This window comes from Comamonas halotolerans, assembly GCF_030162935.1.
In the GTDB taxonomy this organism is placed as follows: Bacteria; Pseudomonadota; Gammaproteobacteria; order Burkholderiales; family Burkholderiaceae_C; genus Comamonas; species Comamonas halotolerans.
Window position 1 is genome coordinate 24,640 of the sequence record NZ_JASAUZ010000014.1, and the last position, 20,892, is coordinate 45,531.

The window sequence follows — 20,892 nt, forward strand, 5'->3', positions numbered from 1 at the left end:
ACGGTGGCATGCCGTGCTGGTTTCGGACCAAGAGAGATGGGTACATACACGTGGATTCGCCAGCACTTTCGGCTTTGTTGCCAGTAGTTATCCTGATTGTGATGGGCCTGCTCGCAGCAAAAGTGAACTGGATACGCCCAGGTGCTGTCAAGGATCTGTCCAACCTAGTTTTCTATGTGCTGACACCAGCGCTGCTATTTCGAACCATGTCCAGCGTCAAGTTTGGTGACCTGGATTTCCGCCCCATTGTTGTTTACTTTGTGGCGGTAGGCATCGTGTTTGCGGGCACCATGCTGTACTACGGCTTTACGACCCTGGCTGCGGCACGCGTTTTGGCGCATACCTTCAGCAACTGCATCATGATTGGCATTCCCCTGGTGAGCCTGGCTTTCGGCCAAGAAGGCCTGGTCACCTTGCTGACGCTCATTTCCGTGCATGCATTGGTACTGCTAGGTTCAGGCACTCTGGTGTTTGAGCTGGCGCAAGCGCGCCAATCCAGTGCCAAAGGCAGACCGCAGGCATTGGGAAGAACATTGGCACAAGCAATCAGGAACAGCGTCATTCACCCTGTGCCACTGCCCATCATTGCCGGCTTGCTTTATGCGCAAACCGGATGGGACATCCCTGCGGTGGTGGATAAGCCCATGCAATTGTTGGGTCAGGCATTGGGGCCAATTGCTTTGTTGCTGGTAGGTGTAACCCTGGCTTACAGCAAGCTGGGCAGCTTGATTCGGCCAGCAATACGGATTGCTTTGGTCAAAACTCTGGTCCACCCGATTCTGTTCATGACAGTGGCCTGGTTGTGCGGTCTTCGCGGGCTGCCAATGGTCGTCATGGCTGTGGCGGCCTCGCTGCCCGTTGGAGCCAATGTTTATATGTTTACCCAGCGCTACGGTGTGGCACAAGAGGAGGTGACTGCCAGCATTGCCATTTCCACAGGTATTTGCTTGTTCACCTTGCCTATTGTTCTGCTGGTCCTGCAGAAGCTCTACACATAAAGCTGCATTGCTCTGAAAAACGCAGCATGCATTGAGGGTTTAGGGGGCCAAGCGCTCTCGAATCCAGGCGCCGTTGTGCTGCTCGTAACGCAGACGGTCATGCAAACGGCTTTTGCGCCCTTGCCAGAACTCCCACCGATCAGGTATCAAACGGAAACCGCCCCAATGCTCTGGGCGGGGTGGATTTAGCAAAAACTGTGCGCCATATTTGGCAGCATTGGCAAGCAGCACACTGCGCCCACTGATCACCTGACTTTGTGGACTGGCCCAGGCTCCAATCCGTGAATCTAGTGGGCGGCTGTGGAAGTAGGTATCGCTTTCCTCTGCACTGACGCGCTCAACACACCCTTCTATGCGCACCACGCGCTCTAACTCCACCCAGTGGAACTGAAGCGCTGCAAACGGATTACCTGCCAGCTCCTTGCCTTTGCGACTTTCGTAATTCGTGAACCAGACGATGCCACGTTCGTCGTACCCCTTGATAAGCACCACACGCGTGCTGGGCCGCAAATTGCTACCCACGGTGGCAACCGTCATGGCGTTGGGCTCATTGACCTCGGCATTCATGGCTTCTTGCAACCATTGATCGAATTGCTCCAATGGGTTGCGTTCAGACGCATCCTCATTCAACTCGGCACGCTCATAGCTTTTGCGCAAATTCGCAATATGTTCAGAAATGTGGCTCATTGCTGGATTGTGCACCCGCGCGGGCACTGCACCAATGGTGTTTCAGGCAGATTTTTTGATCTGGTGCAGTACAGAAAATTTCAAATTCATCAAAGATCTTACGAACTCTAGGCAAGGTATTCGACAGAGCTTTTTTCAGTAATTCAGAGTGCTGAAACGAATAAGTGAAGATAGGACAAAAGGGAGTAAGCCATGTCAAGGCAAAGTGATACACAGACTCCAATGCTTGGGCTCGCATTTGCCTCTGCCATGATGGCTCTTTTTGTCTCTTATTCTGTCGATGCGGAGCCGCTGGACAAACAATCCGTTGAATCTGCTGTCGACGTTGCGATGGAAGATATTCAGCCCCCCTTTGAGATGCCCACTCTGGCACCTTCTGCGATTGTCATCAACGAGAGACCTACGCACCGTATTGAAGAGGGGGCTATACAATTCTTTTTTGTCGACACCGATACTGCACTTGCACGGGATGCCGATGATGCTTTATTGAAAATGGTCAATGCTGCGCAGGCTGGACAACGCTTAAAGATAGTGGGCTTCCATCGAAAAAGTGATAGCTCACAGAAGTACGCCAGCCTTTCTCGAAATCGTGCAGCAGCTGTGCACCAGCGTCTATTGGCTTTGGGCGCCCCAGCAAGCTCGATCCAACTTGAAGCACCGATTCCGACATCCGCCATCGGAAGCTCCATACAGGCTCGTCGTGTAGAAGTCAGCTTGCTTTATTGAATAGACATCTAAAATAGAACCTGAGCTTTTATACTCAGGTTTTTTATTTCAGCAAGGGGGGGTAAAGCATTGCTCAGCTATTTAATTGCTGCTCTCCTGCATGAGTATTTTTGATTTATTCCGCTTTGATACCACCTTTCCTGGCGACCTCAGACCATTTTGAAGTTTCATTCTCGATGAACTCAGCGAATTCTTTTTGAGAGCTCATTATGATCCGAGCGCCTTGCGCATCCATTTGTTTTACGATGGAAGGATCGGATGCAACCTTTTTAAGGTCATTGTGAATCTTCTGAACAATTTCATTAGGTATGCCTTTAGGACCAAACATTCCATACCAGCTGTGTGATTCGACTCCATGTATGCCAACTTCTGCTGGGGTGACTGCATCAGGGAAGATAGGAAGACGTTGATCTGCCATAACGGCCACCACCCTGAGATTTCCTGCTGTCACATGAGGCAATGCTGTGAGCACGCTGGTCACGCCTAAGGGTAAATGTCCTCCGATAACATCCACCATAATAGGCGCTCCGCCCTTGTAAGGAACCCCTGTCATTTTCAGGTTCGCAGACTGTCTGAGCAGCTCTCCGCTCAAACGCGTTTGTCCTTCCGAGTATCCATAGCTCAGTTCATTTTTCTTGGCGGCGGTCACTACGTCATCAAGGTGCTGATACGCTCCTTTTGCACTGCTAACGACGACTGTCGGAGAACTTGCAAGCAAGGTGATGGGCGTGAATGCAGTTTTGGTGTCGTAAGGCAGTCTTTTCATCAACACAGGATTGATTGCATGTGATCCGACTACCAACATGAGGGTATATCCATCAGCTTGTGATTTGGCGACGTGGCTGGAACCGATGACACCATTTGCTCCAGTTCGGTTTTCTACCACTACCGACTGGCCCCAAAGCTCACTGAGTTTTTGTGCAAACATGCGCCCCACAATATCTGTGCCACCACCTGCAGAATAAGGAACTACCAGGGTGACAGGTTTTGTAGGGAAAATGACAGTTTGTGCTTGTGCCGCGCAGGATAGTATTGCCAGCATCGCAGCGAATCTAATGAGTTTTCTACGTGTAAAGCTACTTGAATGCATGAGTAGGGTCTCCTTGTATTTGCTTTATTTGAAACTTTTTACCATCGATCAACCAATAAATAATCTTTGTACAAGAGTAATCGCTTTGGCTTCAGAAAACATTGGAAATATGTCAAATTTAGGATATTCGAGAAATTCATATCCAATCTCCGCCAGTGTTTCCGCCAAAGTAACATATCCGTATAAGCGGAAGAGGCCTTTTGAGGGATGTTTTTAGCTATGCAGGCAAGACGTATTTCATTGCCAGTCAGTACGAATGCCTGCTTTTCTAAAAGCTTCTATGGTTGTGCCGCGATCTTGGCAGCCTCAACAATGCTCTTGTTTTTCTGCAAATCATTGCGGATTTGATGGGCGTAATCCTCCGGAGATCCGGGTGTTGCGGCAATGCCGAGATCAGCTAAACGAGCCTTCGTGTCCGCCGCGGTTAATGATGCGTTCAATGCATGATTGAGCGTGTCAATGATCGGCCGAGGGGTTCCTGCAGGCGCCAATAGTCCGGTCCATGAATCGAAAACAAAATCATCCACACCAGATTCGGTCAATGTAGGAACCTCTGGCAAAGAGGTAACACGTGCTGCACCAGAAACACCGACTGCCTGGACTTGCTTGTTTTTCACAAATCCATAAGCGCCTGCCACGGCTGTGAACAGCATGGGTAAGCTACCGCCGACCACATCGCTCATGGCTTGTCCTCCACCTTTGTAGGGGATGTGTGTCAGAGGAATGCCGGTACGTTGCTTGAGTGATTCACCTGCTAGATGTGGAGTGCTTCCAGTGCCAGCACTTCCATATGACAGACCACCTGGCTGAGTTCGTGCGTAGGCCAAAAGCTCGGTGAAATTTTTCACAGGTATTTTGGGGTTGACCACGATGATGAGAGATGCATCTCCAATCTTGCCAATGGGGGCAAAGCTTTTGACAGGATCAAATGGCACTTTCTGCAGATGCGGATTGATGACGAGCGTTCCATCAAAGCCCAGCAAAATCGTATAGCCGTCGGGTTCAGACTGGGCAACTTGTTGCGCACCAATATTGCCCGAGGCGCCTGGCTTGTTTTCGACCACCACACTTTGCCCCAGGTGTTGGGACATTTTTTCTGCAACGATGCGCGCGCTGGTGTCTGAAACACCACCAGGCGCAAAGGGCACAATCATTCGAATAGGTTTAGAGGGAAATGTCGCTTTCTGTGCATGTGCCAGACTGAACACGCTGGCTTGACCCAGCGCTACTGCTGTAGCAATAGCAAGTATCACTCTACGTTTTTGCATGTCTGTCTCCTTGTTTCTCGTCGGCGCAAAAATGAGCATGCAACGGCACCTATCGTTGGTGCTTGCGTGTTGCATGCCCGTGAAACGCTCAAGTGCATGCCTTGAGCGCAATAGCTGTCATTCGTGTGCTTGGGCTAATTGACCAGCGCCTGTTTTTCATGCTGGCGCCGTAGCCAGGTGCTGGAGCGGCCACCCAGCGGGCGCTCAAGCTGCTCTTGGGCAAAGTCAATCGCCTCAAGCAGGTGTGCAAGCTCAATTCCTGTTGAAAAACCACTTTGTTCAGCCATCAACACCAGATCTTCGGTGGCTAGGTTGCCTGCTGCACCTGGTGCAAACGGGCAGCCTCCAATGCCGCCAACGCTGGCATCGAAACGGCGTATTCCAACCTCAAGTGCTGCCCAGGCATTGGCAACACCCATGCCTCTGGTGTCGTGAAAGTGCACCGCAAGTTGACCCACGGGGATCAGTGGGAGCAGTGCTTTCAGACGCTCCTTGACTTGGCCTGGCGCGGCAGAGCCTATGGTGTCTGCAATAACGATTTCTTGCGCACCAGCGCACAGCATGCGCTCACATGCTGCTTGGACTGCTGCCAAAGGTGTGGCTCCTTCAAACGGGCAGTCAAACGCTACCGCTACGTAAGCACGTGTGCGTAGACCCAGCTGGAGTGCTTCTTGCAATGTCTGCTCGCTGACCTGTGTCGCTTGCTCCAGGCCCATATTGATGTTTTTGCGGTTCATGGTTTCTGTAGCCGAAAGCACGACAGCAACCTCTTTGGCTCCGGCAGCGTTGGCGCGCTCCAAGCCTTTGAGGTTGGGAACCAAAACCGAGGTACGCAATTTCGGCAAAGCTTGCTGAACCTGTGAGAGCAGCTCGCTGGCATCTGCCATCTGGGGTACAGCCTTGGGAGAAACAAAGCTGGAGACTTCAACGCTTTGCAGGCCTGCTGCAGACAATAGTTCAATCAGCCTCAACTTGGCTTGGGTTGAAACAGCGATTTGCTGGTTTTGCAAGCCATCGCGCGGGGCTACGTCCGTGATGTAAATCTGTTCCATATCTACACCTGCATCAGGCAATAGCGCCAATTTCTTGAAGAGCGGCAAGTTTTTCCGCTGAATAGCCCAGCAGTGTGGTCATCACGCTTTCGGTATCTGCTCCCAATGGAGGAGGGCTGGTATAGCGCTGCGATCGTGCGCCAGACAATTTCATGGGGTTGCCTGGCATGCGAACCGTTTCACCAGTGTGGAGTTTCACAGGAACCACCATGTCGCGAGCTTGTATCTGAGGATCGTTCAGAGCCTGCTCGAAATTGTTCACGGGGCCACAGGGGATTCGTGCTGCGCGCAGCTGCTCCAGCCAATAGCTTGTCGTTTGCTCACGGAATTTCTTTGCGATCAGCGCGTCGATTTTGTCTTTGTCAGCAAAGCGCACGGGCTGCTTTTTGTATTCAGGGTTGTTGAGTTCCGGTAAGTTAATGAACTCGGCAAATCGTTCAAAGAATGGGTCACCAATGCAGGCAACAATCACATAGCCATCGGCTGTCGGATAGCTGTTATAGGGAACATGAACAAAGTGTCCATTGCCAATTCCTTGTGGAATATGTCCTGAGAGCAAATACATAGTGGCCATGTAATTGAGCAATGAAATCTGTCCATCCAGCATGGACACATCCACGTGCTGTCCCAGGCCCGTACGCTCACGCTCTGCAATGGCCGCCAGCACGCCCATTGCGCCAAAAATACCGCCACCAAGATCTCCAATCGGAATGCCGCTTCGTGTGGGGCCACTCTCCGGTGTTCCTGTGATCGACATCCCGCCCCCCATGGCTTGCACCACTTGGTCAAAAGCCGGACGCTGTGTTTGCGGGCCCGTTTCTCCAAAACCCGTTACTGAGCAGGTGATGATGCGTGGGTTAATTTTGGCGAGGTTGGCGTGGTCAATGCCAAGACGGGCAGGCACTCCGACGCTGAAGTTGTCGAACACAACGTCGGCATGGCGAACCAGGTCCATGAACACTGCTTTGCCAGCTTCGCTCTTGAGGTCTACGCAAACACTTTGCTTGTTGCGATTGAGTGTGAGAAAGTACGCGCCCATTCCATCGCGAGAATAGTCTGGATCGTTTTCCAGAAGCCTGCGGGTACCTTCGCCTGTGACCGGAGGCTCAATCTTGATGGTGCGCGCTCCAAGGTCAGCCAGCAACATGGTGCCGTAAGGGCCAGACAGCATATGGGTGAGATCAAGGACAGTAATGTGTTCCAGTGCCACTTTCTTTTGCTCCAATGAATCAGTGAACACTTCATTGCAAGCGCTGTGCCAGTTTTAATTGACACTTAACCTGTTGATTTAATTGGAATAATTTTTTATTCTATTTATGGATTTGTTTCATGAGACAAAATAGTGGACACTTGAAACGTGTCAAATCATATAAACACTCGTAGATTGATTTCCAGAAAGCCGCGGCTTTGTTTTGTGAGCTATCGCCACATCCGGGAGTTTGCTTTGCCAGTTCTGGCAGAGTTTGCAGATCGCGCTGATATCGAAGTGGTAGATGCTGCATTCGATAACACGCTGCGGGTTGCACGTGACCGCATGGCACAAGGACTTGTGGATGCATTTGTCAGCGCAGGCTCCAACGCAGTGATTTTGCGCACAGTGCTGCAGGCGCCGGTTGCGATGATTGAGTTGACGGGCTTTGATTTGCTGCAAGCCCTGCTTAAAGCACGCTTGATCAACAACCGTGTGGGCATCGTCATGTACGGCAACGTTATCCCGGAGCTTGATTCCGTCAAGTCGCTGCTGAATATTGAAATCAAACAATATGCCTACAGTACGCCACACGATGCGCGTGAGTGTTTCGAACGGCTACGACGTAATGGCTTTGAGGTCATCGTGGGCTCAAGCTTGGTTGTCGAACTGGCGCAAGAGTGTGGTCTGACGGGACTGCTTGCCTATTCTCAATCATCGATTCGCAAGAGCCTGGAAGAGGCCATTGAAATGGCCCGAGTTAGCTGGCTGGAAAACAGCCGCTATGAGCAATTGAATGCAGTGCTTCACAACTTGCAAGAAGCCGTATTGGCCGTCAATCTGGAGCACCGCATCATTGCGGTGAATCAGCCCATGCAAAAGTTGCTGGGTCAACCAATAGACATGCTCATGGGGCAACTGCTGGACGAGATCGAGCCTGAGTTATCCCTGCAAGCAATCTTGCATAACGGTCAGGAGCAAAGATCGGTTGCCAAACATTTCGCACAACGCGACTGGCTTATGCATAGCTCTCCCATCCGAGAGCATGGCCATGTCGTTGGTGCGGCAATGACTTTGTACGACGCGAAAAACATTGAAGCGGCAGAAACCAGTTTACGTATTCAGCAGCGCAAGCGTCAGACGACTGCGCGCCATAGTTTTGACAGCTTGATTGGTTCATCCGCGCTATTTGAAGAAGTCATAACCCGCGCGCAGCGCTTTGCCAAAACAGATCTGACGGTAATGATTTCCGGCGAAACGGGGACAGGCAAAGAGCTGTTTGCCCAGGCCATCCACAACAACAGTGCACGTGCTGAACACCCATTTGTTGCGGTCAACTGCGCTGCTTTTCCTGAATCACTGCTGGAGAGCGAACTTTTTGGCTATGAGGAGGGGGCTTTTACCGGTGCAAAACGTGGCGGCAAACGCGGACTAATTGAGGCTGCGCACGGAGGAACGCTATTTCTGGATGAGATTGGCGACATGCCATTGGTGCTGCAAAGTCGCCTACTGCGCGTTTTGCAAGAACGCGAAGTTATGCGCCTTGGCTCAAGTAGCGCCATCCCCGTCGATATACGTGTCATTGCAGCTACACACCAGCGGCTGCAGGAGTTGCTTGAGCAGCAGCAATTTAGAGAGGACCTGTACTATCGAATCAATACATTGCGATTGACACTGCCGCCTTTGCGTGACCGAGGAGGAGATGTCAGTTTGCTTGCAGAGCGCTTTCTACAGAAAGAGTTGATGGCTCTCAATTGCCAGCTTTCCCCCAGTGAATTGCTGGCTCCCATATTGCCCAGGTTAAACAGCTATGAATGGCCGGGCAATGTGCGTGAATTGCACAATATTTGCCAACGATTGGCAGTTTTTTTCGCTGATAACCACAGCCAGGGCGAAGCTGCATACAAGGAACTTGCGAACGAGTGCCCTGAACTGTTTGACTCGGTGCCGTATTTGGCTTGCAGTGCACAAGAGGAGGCACTGACACTTGACAGAGTGCATGCAGCGATGGAACTTGCTCAAGGCAAGAAAGAGCAGGCGGCAAAGATTTTGGGTGTCAGCCGCTCCACATTGTGGCGTTGGGAGCGAGAACGAAAAGCCAGCAGTGACCTACCCGACTGACTGCTGAGGGGATGAGCATTGCATAACACCTACATCCCAAAGCATTTTCATATGTTACACACAGCATCTTCATGGCGTTGTACGTGACAACGCCATGAAGATGCTAATTACCAGCCTTGCCTAGGGGCAACAAGGTTCAATGGCTGATTCAGCTGGCACGAAGAGGATCGATATTGACCGAATCTTGCCCATCGCCGTGGGTTCGTGTATTCATTTGTATGAGTTCAATCTTGTATCCGTCAGGATCCGTCACGAATGCAATCACGGTGGTCCCACCTTTGACGGGGCCCGCTTCTCGCGTGATGAGGCCACCAGCAGCACGAATTTTTTCGCATGCGGCGTAGGCATCAGGTACACCCAAAGCGATGTGACCGTAGGCAGTGCCCATCTCATAGCTTTCAGTACCCCAGTTATAGGTCAGCTCAATCTCGGCCTGGCCAGGGTTTCCACCTTCATAACCCAGGAATGCAAGCGAATACTTGTACTCTGGGTTCTCAGAGGTGCGGATCAGTTGCATGCCCAACACCTTGGTGTAGAAATCAATCGAGCGCTGGAGATTGCCAACGCGCAGCATAGTGTGGAGGATTCTCATAGTGCGTATTGTGCAATAGAGCTTGTTGGCAAGCTGCTTATTCAAGCCCGGCTACTTGAATTTCAAAGTTGTCATGCAAGTACGAATACTCATTCCAGCGCTATCTTCTCCTTCTTCACAACATCGGCATAGGCTGCAGTTTCCGTAGTTATCCGAGCTGCAAACTGCTTGGGAGATTGCATAACAACAGAACCTTGAGCGCTTAAGGCAGCATGTACTGAAGGTATGGACATGGCGAGCATAGCATCGGCATGCAGTCGATCAACTATTGCCGATGGTGTGCCAGCGGGAGCAAGCAGCCCAAGCCAGAAGGATGGATTGATTTCTGCAAAACCTGCTTCTTCCATCGTAGGTATATCTGGGAGTTGAGCTATACGCTGTGATGTGGTTACTGCAAGAGCCTTAAGTTTGTTTGCACGAATTTGAGGAATGCTTGTCAGGGTGTCAAACATTGCATTGATTTCGCCAGCCATAACAGCCATGCTGGCTTGGGAGCCTGCTTTGTAAGGCACATGGTTGGTTTTGACATGGGTATTGTTGCTCAGCATGACGAAAGAAAGATGCGCTATATTGCCTATCCCTGCCGAGCCATAATTGAGTTCCCCTGGTTTTTTCTTTGCGTAATCCACCAGATCCATGACTGTGTTTATGTCGTTTTCATGCGCCCAGGTCGGATTGACATTAAGAATAAAAGGTGCATCGAGCAGCACTGAAATAGGCGCCAGATCCTTGGCTTGATAGGGTGAGTTTTTGTAGACCAGTGGGTTTACAGTGATGCTGCTGCTATTGGTGACCAAAAGCGTGTAGCCATCGGGAGTTGCGCGAGCTACCTCGGCCACACCGATTGAGCCGTTAGCACCGGCCTTGTTTTCGACAATGACAGATTGCCCTAACGACTTGCTCAGTCCATCAGCCAGCATGCGTGCTGCGTTATCGGTGATGGAGCCTGCAGGGAAGGGCACCACAATGCGAATCAGCTTAGTGGGCCATTTTCTATCTTGGGCGTGAGCAAATCCAGGTGCAGATGTGAGGACCGTGAGGGCGGCCGCGCTGGCACAAGCTTGCAGAAAATCGCGACGGGAGGTGAGAGCGCTGGTCATGTCTTGTCTCCTTTTTATAGGTTGAGAGAGAGGGCTTTAAGCCTTGGCATCGTCGGTGGTGACCTTGGCTGACTTTCTGGTTGCCTCTGTGCCGGTAATTCCGCAGCTGAACAAAGCGGAAATTTGTTCTTGTGACATGCCTAGAATGGATCTGAATACATCTTTACTATGTTGTCCCAGCGTTGGTGGGGGGCAACGTACAGCGGGGGCTTGGCCTTGCAAGCGAAACCAAGGCACGCTGGTGTAATAGCAGCCTAGGTAGCTGCGTTGTACTGGTTGAAAGAAGGCCGTATCCAACAGGTGCTTGTCATGCAAGACAGACCAAATCGGGCGTACAACTCCTGCGCTAATGTGGTTGGACTGCAATAGTTGCATCAACTCTTCAGCGTTGTTACAAGCAGTCCAGCTTTGGATGGCATCATCAATTGCAACGCGGTGTTGGCATCGGGAAGCGGAATCCATTAAAAATGCGTCACGAGTAAGTGTCCTTGCCGGAAGCAATCTCAGCAGTGACTGCCACTGCTTATCTGTTGCTATGCTGATGACTATCCATTCGTCATTGCCAGCGCAGCGGTAGATATTGTGTGGAGCGTGCACGCTGTGGTGGTTGCCTTGTCTAGGGGATACTTGGCCCGTCAGTGATTGCTCGATGAGAAAGGGCGCTGTCATTGGCAGCATTGCCTCGACCTGTGAAAGATTGATATGCCGGCCTTGGCCCGTGCGGGCTTGCACCAGCAAAGCAAGCAAGGCAGCAGCGCCGCCGTTCCAGCCGCCGACAGGGTCACCATAGGCGTACGAGGTTAGCGATGGCGGGTTTTGTGCAAAACCAGTGTAATGCGGCAGGCCGCTGGCTTGCTCCAGCGTGCCACCGTAGGCACGGATTTGGCTCCAGGCATTACCAGCGCCAAAGGCGGGCATGGAGAGCATGATCAAGCGGCTGTTGACGGCGGCTAGGGTGTCGTAATCCAAGCCCAATTTAGGCAGCACCTCGCTGGAGTAATTTTCGATGACGATATCGGCAGTTTTGATCAGTTCCAGCAAGAGGTTGCGACCTTCGGCCTGGGTCAGGTCTAGCGTGATGCCTAGCTTGTTGCGATTGAGCCAAGCAAAATTCGAGTTCTTCTCATACTGGCGCTCCCGGTAGAACTCTTCGGTGTAGTGGGTACCGCGCCACCAGTCCGGGTACTGTGTACCTTCGACCTTGATGACTTCGGCACCAAAATCTGCCAGCGTACGCGTGGCCAATGGGCCAGCCCAGCCCATGGTGAGATCTATGACGCGGATAGCACGTAACGGGGCTTGATTTTGTGCAGCGACTGGCAGAGCACGGCTAGGCTGCAACGCTACATCTGTACGATAGTAAGCGTTGTCTGCACCTTGGACAGGAGTAATGCCGCCCTTTAGCGGACCAGCATCTCCCAGAGGAAAGGGGGCCGTTACACCTTCAAACTTGATCGATCCCGCTTGGACTTGCACAAATGCATCGCGTTCGCGGTGCACTTGCTGCTTAAGCAACTCTTCCATACTGGGGACCAGTACGGCGGGAAATTTGACTTGACCAAGAAGCGTAAACCACTCTTTTGCTGTTTTTTTCAGCAACGCAGGGCGCAAAAAATGGTCTATTTCATCAGCATACTGGATGCGTGTAGGGCCGCTGGCAAATCGTGGGTCGGCAGCATGCTCAGGCACGCCAATGGCATTGCACAAGGCGACCCATTGTGGCAGGGTGTGTGCAAAAATGCCGATCCAACCAGATTGAGTTTCGTAGATGCCGCCTGGATGGGTGGTGCAAAAACGGTTGATACCCAAGCGTGCCAAAGGATGGCGGCCGTCCTGTACCATGCCTGCTTCCATTTCGACGATGGAGAAGACAATTTCGTGAATACTTAGTGTGTAACGGCGACTGCCATCTCCCTGCCCGATCAGCGCAGCTATGGCCGAAGAGAAAGCCGCTAAGCCGGCCACTATGCCTGTTTGAATGTCATGCGGCAAATGCGGAGGGCCTTCGGCGGCACCGCTGCCGTAAACTGCCCCGGCCAAGGCTCTGCAAACGGCTTCAGAGCCCACAAAGTTGGCATAGGGGCCGCTTTCGCCAAACCATGTCAGGCAGATTTCTATCGGAGCAGTACCCGGTACTGTGCTTGCGCTAACAGATTGTTGGAGCGCTGCAGGCCCTTCGCGCAAGGCGCGTGCATCAAGCACCACATCGCAACTCTGTGCCAGGCGCGAGAGCCATTCGAGTTCTTGTGCGTTCTGGCTGTGCAGACTGACGCTGCGTTTGTTGGTGTTAAGCCAAGCAAACAGGGCGCTTTGGAGCTCAGGGCCATCCGTATTGATCAACGGTGGATATGTGCGAAGAGGATCACCTTCGCTGTCTTCCAATTTAATGACTTCGGCGCCAAAGTCGGCAAACAGTTTGCCAGCATAGGCGAGTGCGGAGCCACTGCCGATTTCTAGTACGCGCACACCTGCTAAAGCTAGTGGCGAGGTTGGATGTGAGGTTGATGGCTGGGGCATGACCGTGTTTCCTGCAATCGTCCATGGGTTTACCAAGCATCCACAAAGGAGCGACGGGGCCGGCTGCCACGCCGGCGAGCGGAGGCGATACCCTGCCGAATCCAAGTGCGTGTTTCAGCAGGGTCAATGACTGCATCAATTTCCGCGGTTGACGCAACATTGATAGCGTGACCACGTTCGTAGGCTCGGGCTACCAACTGGTCATACAGGGCCTGTCTTTCTGGCCCTTCAGGGACACTAGCAAGCTCTTTCTTGAAACCGAGTTGGATGGAGCCTTCCAGACCCATGGGTCCAAACTCTCCCGTTGGCCAAGAAACAGTACAACTTGCAGAACGGAAGCTTCCACCGGCCATGGCCATTGCGCCCAGGCCGTAGCCTTTGCGCAGAGCTATGGCAAGGATGGCCACGCGCAGCTTGGCTGCCGTAAGAAACATGCGCGAGACATGGCGTACTTGAGCCTTGGCTTCTTCCTCGGGGCCGACCATGAATCCAGGCGTGTCGATCAGCGAGATGATAGGCAAGCCGTGGATATCACACAGCTTCATGAATCGGGCAGCCTTGTCTGCAGCAGTTGCGTCGATGGCTCCACCCAGATGCAGAGGGTTGTTGGCGATGATGCCAACGGGTTGGCCTTCAACCCGGGCCAGCGCAGTATGGATGCCGTTGCCAAAGCCTGCACGGAGCATGAGCACACTACCCGTATCAGCAATACCTTCGATCACCTGGCGGCTGTCGTAAACACGAAGGCGGTTTTCAGGCACGATATGACGAAGCGCCAGAGGGTTAGGGGCCACCCATTCGCGCACAGTGCCTTGAAACATCGATAGATAGTGTTTGGCAGTCAGTACGGCTTCGGCTTCATTCTCAACCAATATGTCAATCACACCATTGCTGTATTGCACTGATGCAGGCCCGACTTCTTCAGGCTGGTAAATTCCAAGGCCACCTCCTTCGATCATTGCCGGACCAGCCATGCCGATATTGGCACTCTTGTCGGCAATGATTACGTCGCAAACACCCAGAAAAGCCGCGTTCCCAGCAAAGCAGCGCCCCGAGACAATGCCTAGCAGTGGCACTTCGCCACTGAGTTCCGCCAAAGCTGCAAACGAAGGTTGATAGAGGCCGGAGATAAAAGGGAAATCCACATCGCCAGGCCGACCGCCACCACCCTCCGCAAACATGATGAAGGGTAGTTCATCGTTTTTGGCGCGCTCGACTAGCCGGTCAGTTTTGATGTGATTGCGTTTGCCCTGTGTGCCGGCGAGAACCGTGGCGTCATACGCCATGACAGCGCTGAGCGATCGCTCGTAACCAAACTCTGTGCCATTGATGTTGCCCAGACCGGTGATGATGCCGTCGGCAGGAGTATTGGCGATTAGGTCTTCTTTGCTGCGCCGGCTTGCTTGCGCTGCAATGACAAGCGCACCAAATTCGACAAAAGAGTTCTCGTCACACAGGTCTGCAAGGTTCTCTCTGGCGGTGCGCTGGCCTCGTGAGCGGCGCTTGGCTACAGCTTCGGGCCTGGCGTCGTCATACAGAAATGCATGTCGGTCAAGTACAGCCTGTAGATCAGGACGTACAAAATCGAGGTCAATGGCCACCGCCTGTGACTGAGTAGCTGCCAGGCCGTCTCCAGGCTCAATCACCACTAAAATGTCGCCCTCTGTGACGTACGCGCCTTCAACAGCGCGAACTTCTACCACTTGGCCGTGGCAGTCAGCTGCGATGGAGTGCTCCATTTTCATAGCATCGATCACAGCGATGGACTGGCCTTTTTGCACGGTATCTCCCACAGTCACAGCAACCTCGACTACACGGCCGCTTAGCGGGACATAGCTACCGACCCGATTCTCCTCAAGGCATGCGCGAGGCTGCCGAGGCTGAACCTGCGCTACGGCTTGGATCGGCGTAGCGCCTTCGATGATGGCTGCCTTCTGTGCTTGTTGCTGTGCGAGCACCTGCGCCTGCTCTATCAGCTCTGCCAGAATCGATTCAAGGTAACGGGTATGGTTCTTTTGTTGGGCAAAGTCTTCGCGTTGAACCAAGGCCTGGAGTAAGTGCAGATTGCTTGCTACTCCCACAATACGGAATTCCGCCAGGCTGCGCCGTAAACGCTGTACAACCGTGGAAAACTTGGAGTCATTGCTGGAAACGATCAACTTGGCTAGCAGCGTGTCGAAGGCTGGTGCTGGTGCATATCCACTGTAAGCATGAGTATCAATGCGAACGTCAGGCCCAGAGGGTGGGACAAAGCGCTCCAACGTACCATGCGCCGGGCGTGCCAAGCCGCTGGCGTCAGTGGATTCGGCCATAATGCGCACTTGAATGGCGCAACCCTTGACTCTCGGTGGATTTTGCGGATCAATACCAGCTTGCTGCAAACTGTGTCCGCTAGCAAGCCGAATCTGTAACGTGACCAAATCCACGCCAGTGACTTGCTCTGTGATGGTGTGCTCTACCTGGAGGCGAGGGTTGGCTTCGATAAAGACAAAATTTTGTAGAAGGCCATCTTCGTTTTCCTCCACAAGAAACTCAAAGGTGCCCAAACCTTGGTAGGCTACTTTTTCGGCCATGCGTTGGGCTGCACGCAAAATACTTTCGCGCATGTGCGCTGGCAGAATCGGGCTAGGGGCAATTTCAACAACCTTTTGAAAACGTCTTTGTAAGGTGCAATCGCGCTCACCCAAAGCAACCACATGATGGCCATCACCAGCAATCTGCACCTCGATATGACGAGCTCGGCTGACCAAACGCTCGGCATAAACGCTGTCGAGCCCAAAGGCGGATTTGGCCTCGGATCGGCAACGTGCATAGAGCTCAGGAATCTCCGCTTGGCTTTTGACAACGCGCATTCCCCTACCACCGCCACCCCCAACCGCCTTGATGACGATACCGGCATCGCCTTGGGCAGCAAAGAAGCCAGCAACTTCTTCTTGCGTAGCGCCGCCTCTGGTTGCTGGCATGACTGGAACGCCGCATTCGCGTGCCAATATCAAGGCTGAGCCTTTGTCACCGAACAAAGCCAACTGTTCTACGGTAGGGCCGACAAAGCGAATCCCGGCGTCCTGGCAGGCCTTGGCAAAGTCGGCGCGTTCGCTGAGAAAGCCGTACCCTGGGTGGATGGCATCGCATTGCAGGCTTTGGGCGGCAGCAATGATGACGGCGGTATCAAGGTACGCAGCAGGACCTGTGCCGTTGAGCGAAACTGCCTCATCGGCCAGAACACGGTGCAGGGATTGAGCATCGTCACTTGAGTAGATCGCAACGCAGCCAATGCCTAGGTCTCGAGCGGCTCGGATAATGCGAACGGCAATTTCGCCGCGATTGGCAACCAATATTTTTTGGAATAATTTCATGTCTTGTTCCAGGATAAGCTGCGGTGCAGGCAACCGCTAAGGTGCTGGCGGGACCAAACGAAAAACTGCCCTGGCTACGGCAAGCACCTGGCCTGATGCGTCTTTTGCCTCTGCTTCACAAAAGGCAATGCGTTTGCCACGTCGGGAGCAGCGGGCAATTAGGTTTACCGTTGCTTTAGCTGGCTCATAAAAGTGCGTGCTCATATCGATGGTTGCGGCGCCGCAACCAAGCGGGTCATGGGAACGTGCGGCAACACTGAGCGAAAAGTCAAAAGCGCTCATTAGTGCACCACCATGGATATCCCCTCGACTGTTGAGCAGTGCAGGGTAGGGAAGCAAGCGTGTATGGCAGCTGTCTTCTGACAGGCTAATACACTCCAGACCAAGATGGGTCATGAAGGGCACATCAATGCCGAAATGCTGTGATAGCACGCCGTGTTGGTAAATCAAAATCAAGTCTCCCAGGTTTGGTGTTATTGCGCAGTGATATTTGCACTGGTAATCACCTTTTTCCATTTATCCAGCTCGCTGTGGATAAATTCCGTTACCTGAGCTGATTTAAGTGTGGCAGGAATGGCGTTATTGTCGACAAACCATTTTGCGGTTGCAGGCTCTGCATTGCTCTCGAGCACAATATTGTTGAGCTTGTCTACGATGGCTGCCGGCATACCCGCCGGACCAAATACACCCACCCAAGCCTGAGACTCGTAGTCAGGATAGCCCGATTCAGCAATAGTGGGCACTGATGGTAATGTCGGCAGACGCGCTTTTGATGTGACTGCGATGGCTTTCAGTTCGCCACTGCGGATAAAGGCTGCTGTCGAGCTTGCATCAAGAAATGCTGAGGGGATTTGGGATCCAATCAGATCAGCCACAGCTGGCGAAGCGCTTTTATATGGCACATGGCGCAGGTTGACACTGCTGATCAGTTTGAATAGCTCACCAGATAGGTGAGCGGATCCGCCTACACCGCTTGATCCAAATGCAAGACCACCTTTTTCCTTGTTGGCATAAGCAGAGAACTCCTGGAGGTTCGATACAGGAGATTTAGTTGGCACGAGAAGCACATTTGGTGCATATGCCAATATGGCGATATTACTGAAATCTTTTTTCGGATTGTATGGTAAGTCGGGTTGAAGTGCAGGATATATTACTTGCTGCGTGGCAGTGACCAATAGGGTATAGCCATCAGGTTTTTCGCGGGCAACGAAAGCCGTGCCAATCTGCCCGCTAGCCCCCACTTTGTTTTGCACGATTACAGAAGAATTTAATGCCGTTCCTAAATTGTTAGCAAATCGCCGTGCAGCAAGGTCAGTAAAGCCTCCAGCTGCAAACGGTACGACGATGGTTATGGTTTTCCCATTCGGCCACTCGTGTGCAGCTGCAGGGGATACCAGAAACAAGGTAGTAACCCCAAGAAAGAAAGAGACCAAGGAGGTAACCTTATGGAGGAAAATATTTTTTTGCTGCATGAGTTTGTCTCCTGTCAAGTTCTTTCGTCGTTCTGCCTCTGAGAGGGTTTACGCTATGACACAGCGTCCATAAATGTCATGGAAACCACTTAGATCATCTCTATGACTGAGTTAGAACGTATCGGATAAGGTGTTATGACTTCATGGTAGATGTGGACTCATTGCGTGACAAATCACATCTTTTTAGTGAAGCTATAGCGGTAAGGCATAGCTCACAGAAATGGGGAATGAGACCTTGGATATTCGTCAATTGCGAACCATATTGGCCATTGCGGAAACAGGAAGCCTGACACGAGCTGCTGAACTACTGCATGTGGTTCAACCTGCACTGTCCCGACAGCTCAAACAGCTCGAAGATGAGTTGGGTGCTACACTTTTTGATCGTAATCGATCGGGTATGGTGCTGACAGAGCCTGGACGCCGGTTCGTTGACCAAGTTCGGGTGTCTTTACAAGGTCTTTATCAGGCCAAGGCAGATATTGGCAGCGCAAAAGAAAAGCTTATGGGATCCGCTTCTATCGGGATGCTGCCTGGACTTGCAGCAGCGTTAGCAGGCCCACTGGTTTCCTCGCTGCACCGTCAATATCCAGATTTGAAAATTAGAATTCTGACTGGATTTACCGACGTTTTACAAGATGGTCTGGAGCGGGGGAAAATAGATATTTGCCTTATGGGTGATTATCTTCATTCAGCACTTTTGCATACAGCTCCTGTATATCGAGAGCCGCTTTATGTGGTTGGGCTAGCTGGTACTGGACTAATGCCTTCTAAACCTTGGGTATTGGCAGATGTTGCCAAGCTTCCGTTGATTATTCCAGAGGCTAAAAGTCTTCAAGATGTGATTGTTCGTGCTTGCACCATAATGGGCGTCGATCTGAATGTGATAGCTGAGTCTGACAGCACTTCAGTGGTTATGCAACTAGTAGAAAGTGGTGTAGGTTATACTATCTTGCCTCTGATGCCAATACGTCCAGCTTTGCAATCAGGGAAACTGGTGGCTGCGCCTATTATTTCACCAGTTCTGCAGAGGACTATAAAAATATGCAGTCCTTTTATTTCACACAACCAATATCTTATTAATCCATTGAGAAAAGAAATACTTGGTTTGCTTAAACCGTTTGTAAAGACCTTTCACTTGCAGCGTGTGGAATGGTTGTTTGACGAAGATGAATCGAATTATATTTCGTAGTATCTAATACTCTTAACTTTATAGCACTGACTACCTTAGCCGAGTCCAGAAGTGCACCAAAGGAGAAGGTGTTACAGGACGCGCTATGAGAGTCTATTCGGCCGCTTGGAAGCTTGCTGCTAAGTGATTTGGTCTCAGAAATAATTTAATGTATTAAATATTCAAAAAATAGGATATTAATTTCTCACGTGAGTGCTGAATTTTTTATCATCAGCAAAGTTTGATGGAGAGCAAAATTAACTTCATCAAACGATTTTATAAGCGTGTGATGGCTTGCGCCTTTGAACACCGAGTCGGCGAGCTGCATATCCGATATACATGTTGAATCGATTTACTGAGCTAGGCCCTCTTCAGACGCCTGGCGTAGCATAGCCAGGGTTTGCGTTATCTCGTCAAAAACTCGCCTGATGCAACAACGCCAAATAGAGGCAGTCCAGTTCGTTTGAACAACTCGGTCCTATTGTTAAGCCACATACTTGAATCGAGTAGCACACCACCACGTTCTAACCAAACCTGCTTAACTAAGCACAGTAAGCGCTGGTCATCAATAGCTCGCTGGTTTTGTGGGTTTGCTTTCCTCGCATAGTACCCGACAGATGCGAGTGACTCTGAAAACGACTGGTGCTAACAATAAAGACCTACTTACGTCGCATTGACGAGCGAAGTACGCCGCCGCTCTTTTTAAGGATCTAGCGCTTCTCAGTGACCCGTTTCAGGTCAGCCTTCAAACGCCGCAACTCTTCGCTTTGGGTGGCGCGCTCAACATGCTTCACAGCAGGAATTTGCCTCAACTTAATCCACTTTTACAGGCTATGTGTACTCAGGCCTAAACGGCCTGAGACATCGGCCACACTGTGGCCGTGTACCAGATTTGTTTAGGAGCTTCAATCCTGAATGCTTATGGGTACCGTTGTGCGTTCATATGGCCTCCTATTTGAACGGAAATAGGAGGTTGTGAACTATCTAGAAAACTCAGGTCGATTCAGTAAGCGGATTCCTAAGGGCTGCATGTTGCTATGAGGACCTCACTGAGGCTCGATTCCCAAGCTTTGCATGAGCGCAGTGGTTGACTCCCATTCAATCGCCAGCTCTCGTTCAAATGCTTCCGGTCCTACAAAATGGGGGTATTGACCACCTGCACCAGTAGCAAGAAATTTGGCGAACTCTGGCGTTGCAATGGCTTGTTTAACAACCGCGCCCCAGCTGTTGACAATGTCAGCAGGCAATGCTTTAGGGCCAATAAGACCTGCCCACCAGACAACGTCTTTCAGGAATGGAGCAACGTATCCTTGTTCAGTGAATGTGGGCACCTGAGGCAAGAAATCGGTACGCTTAGGCCCAAGGATGGCCAAGGGGTGCATTTGATTTTTTTCCATGTACTCGGAGATCATGACTGGAGGACCCACCGAAAGCTGCACGACATTCCCCAGAAGGTCCTGTGTGGCCGGACTTAACCCTTTGTAGGGAACGTGCAAGAACCGAGCGCCAGTGATCCGCTCCAGCGTGGCCATGATCAAGTGCGGAGCCGTGCCATA

Annotated in this window: 16 protein-coding genes; 4 read left to right on the plus strand and 12 right to left on the minus strand. The window is 51.7% G+C overall.

Annotated features, from left to right (window positions below; genetic code table 11):
• The first annotated feature begins 50 nt into the window (after positions 1 to 50).
• Positions 51 to 998 carry an AEC family transporter gene (locus tag QEP11_RS09835; RefSeq protein WP_284336475.1) on the plus strand — a complete coding sequence of 316 codons (948 nt, stop codon included), beginning with the start codon at positions 51 to 53 and terminating at the stop codon, positions 996 to 998.
• A gap of 39 nt (positions 999 to 1,037) precedes the next feature.
• Here the strand turns inward: QEP11_RS09835 and pdxH are convergent, their stop codons facing one another.
• The gene (gene pdxH / locus QEP11_RS09840) at positions 1,038 to 1,685 is read right to left on the minus strand and encodes a pyridoxamine 5'-phosphate oxidase (RefSeq protein ID WP_284336476.1); all 648 of its coding nucleotides are present in this window, start codon (positions 1,683 to 1,685) and stop codon (positions 1,038 to 1,040) included.
• Between the two features lie 192 nt (positions 1,686 to 1,877).
• Between pdxH and QEP11_RS09845 the strand changes: the two genes are divergently transcribed.
• Entirely contained in the window at positions 1,878 to 2,411 is a 534-nt protein-coding gene (locus QEP11_RS09845) for an OmpA family protein (RefSeq protein ID WP_284336477.1), read from the plus strand.
• Positions 2,412 to 2,526: 115 nt separating this feature from the next.
• On the opposite strand, the gene QEP11_RS09850 is transcribed toward QEP11_RS09845, so the two are convergent.
• From QEP11_RS09850 to QEP11_RS09865, 4 genes are all read right to left on the minus strand, one after another.
• On the minus strand, positions 2,527 to 3,501 hold the full coding sequence (locus QEP11_RS09850) for a Bug family tripartite tricarboxylate transporter substrate binding protein (protein ID WP_284336478.1): 975 nt from the start codon (positions 3,499 to 3,501) through the stop codon (positions 2,527 to 2,529).
• A 278-nt stretch (positions 3,502 to 3,779) separates the two neighbouring features.
• Positions 3,780 to 4,769 (minus strand): Bug family tripartite tricarboxylate transporter substrate binding protein, encoded by a 990-nt coding sequence (locus QEP11_RS09855; RefSeq protein WP_284336479.1) that lies wholly within the window; start codon positions 4,767 to 4,769, stop codon positions 3,780 to 3,782.
• A gap of 134 nt (positions 4,770 to 4,903) precedes the next feature.
• Positions 4,904 to 5,821, minus strand: a complete 918-nt coding sequence (locus tag QEP11_RS09860; protein WP_284336480.1) for a hydroxymethylglutaryl-CoA lyase — start codon at positions 5,819 to 5,821, stop codon at positions 4,904 to 4,906.
• A 13-nt stretch (positions 5,822 to 5,834) separates the two neighbouring features.
• Positions 5,835 to 7,031 carry a CaiB/BaiF CoA transferase family protein gene (locus QEP11_RS09865; RefSeq protein WP_284336481.1) on the minus strand — a complete coding sequence of 399 codons (1,197 nt, stop codon included), beginning with the start codon at positions 7,029 to 7,031 and terminating at the stop codon, positions 5,835 to 5,837.
• 174 nt (positions 7,032 to 7,205) lie between these two features.
• Between QEP11_RS09865 and prpR the strand changes: the two genes are divergently transcribed.
• Positions 7,206 to 9,131, plus strand: a complete 1,926-nt coding sequence (prpR, locus tag QEP11_RS09870; RefSeq protein ID WP_284336482.1) for a propionate catabolism operon regulatory protein PrpR — start codon at positions 7,206 to 7,208, stop codon at positions 9,129 to 9,131.
• Positions 9,132 to 9,279: 148 nt separating this feature from the next.
• On the opposite strand, the gene gloA is transcribed toward prpR, so the two are convergent.
• From gloA to QEP11_RS09900, 6 genes are all read right to left on the minus strand, one after another.
• A complete protein-coding gene (gloA, locus tag QEP11_RS09875) occupies positions 9,280 to 9,723 on the minus strand; it encodes a lactoylglutathione lyase (protein WP_284336483.1) in 444 nt (147 codons plus the stop codon).
• 89 nt (positions 9,724 to 9,812) lie between these two features.
• Entirely contained in the window at positions 9,813 to 10,823 is a 1,011-nt protein-coding gene (locus QEP11_RS09880) for a Bug family tripartite tricarboxylate transporter substrate binding protein (protein ID WP_284336484.1), read from the minus strand.
• Between the two features lie 36 nt (positions 10,824 to 10,859).
• On the minus strand, positions 10,860 to 13,340 hold the full coding sequence (locus tag QEP11_RS09885) for a CaiB/BaiF CoA-transferase family protein (RefSeq protein ID WP_284336485.1): 2,481 nt from the start codon (positions 13,338 to 13,340) through the stop codon (positions 10,860 to 10,862).
• 29 nt (positions 13,341 to 13,369) lie between these two features.
• Positions 13,370 to 16,696: an acetyl-CoA carboxylase family protein gene (locus tag QEP11_RS09890; protein ID WP_284336486.1), complete on the minus strand. Its 3,327-nt coding sequence runs from the start codon at positions 16,694 to 16,696 to the stop codon at positions 13,370 to 13,372.
• Between the two features lie 36 nt (positions 16,697 to 16,732).
• On the minus strand, positions 16,733 to 17,212 hold the full coding sequence (locus QEP11_RS09895) for a PaaI family thioesterase (RefSeq protein ID WP_349816768.1): 480 nt from the start codon (positions 17,210 to 17,212) through the stop codon (positions 16,733 to 16,735).
• Positions 17,170 to 18,168, minus strand: coding sequence for a Bug family tripartite tricarboxylate transporter substrate binding protein (locus tag QEP11_RS09900; protein WP_284336487.1), 999 nt, complete (start codon positions 18,166 to 18,168; stop codon positions 17,170 to 17,172). Before QEP11_RS09900 ends, QEP11_RS09895 begins: the two co-directional genes overlap by 43 nt.
• A gap of 235 nt (positions 18,169 to 18,403) precedes the next feature.
• On the opposite strand from QEP11_RS09900, the gene QEP11_RS09905 reads away from it, so the two are divergent.
• Positions 18,404 to 19,357, plus strand: coding sequence for a LysR family transcriptional regulator (locus QEP11_RS09905; RefSeq protein WP_284336488.1), 954 nt, complete (start codon positions 18,404 to 18,406; stop codon positions 19,355 to 19,357).
• A 1,025-nt stretch (positions 19,358 to 20,382) separates the two neighbouring features.
• Here QEP11_RS09905 and QEP11_RS09910 read toward each other — a convergent pair.
• Positions 20,383 to 20,892, minus strand: a 510-nt coding sequence (locus tag QEP11_RS09910) for a Bug family tripartite tricarboxylate transporter substrate binding protein (protein ID WP_284336489.1), incomplete at its 5' end; no start/stop codon positions are given.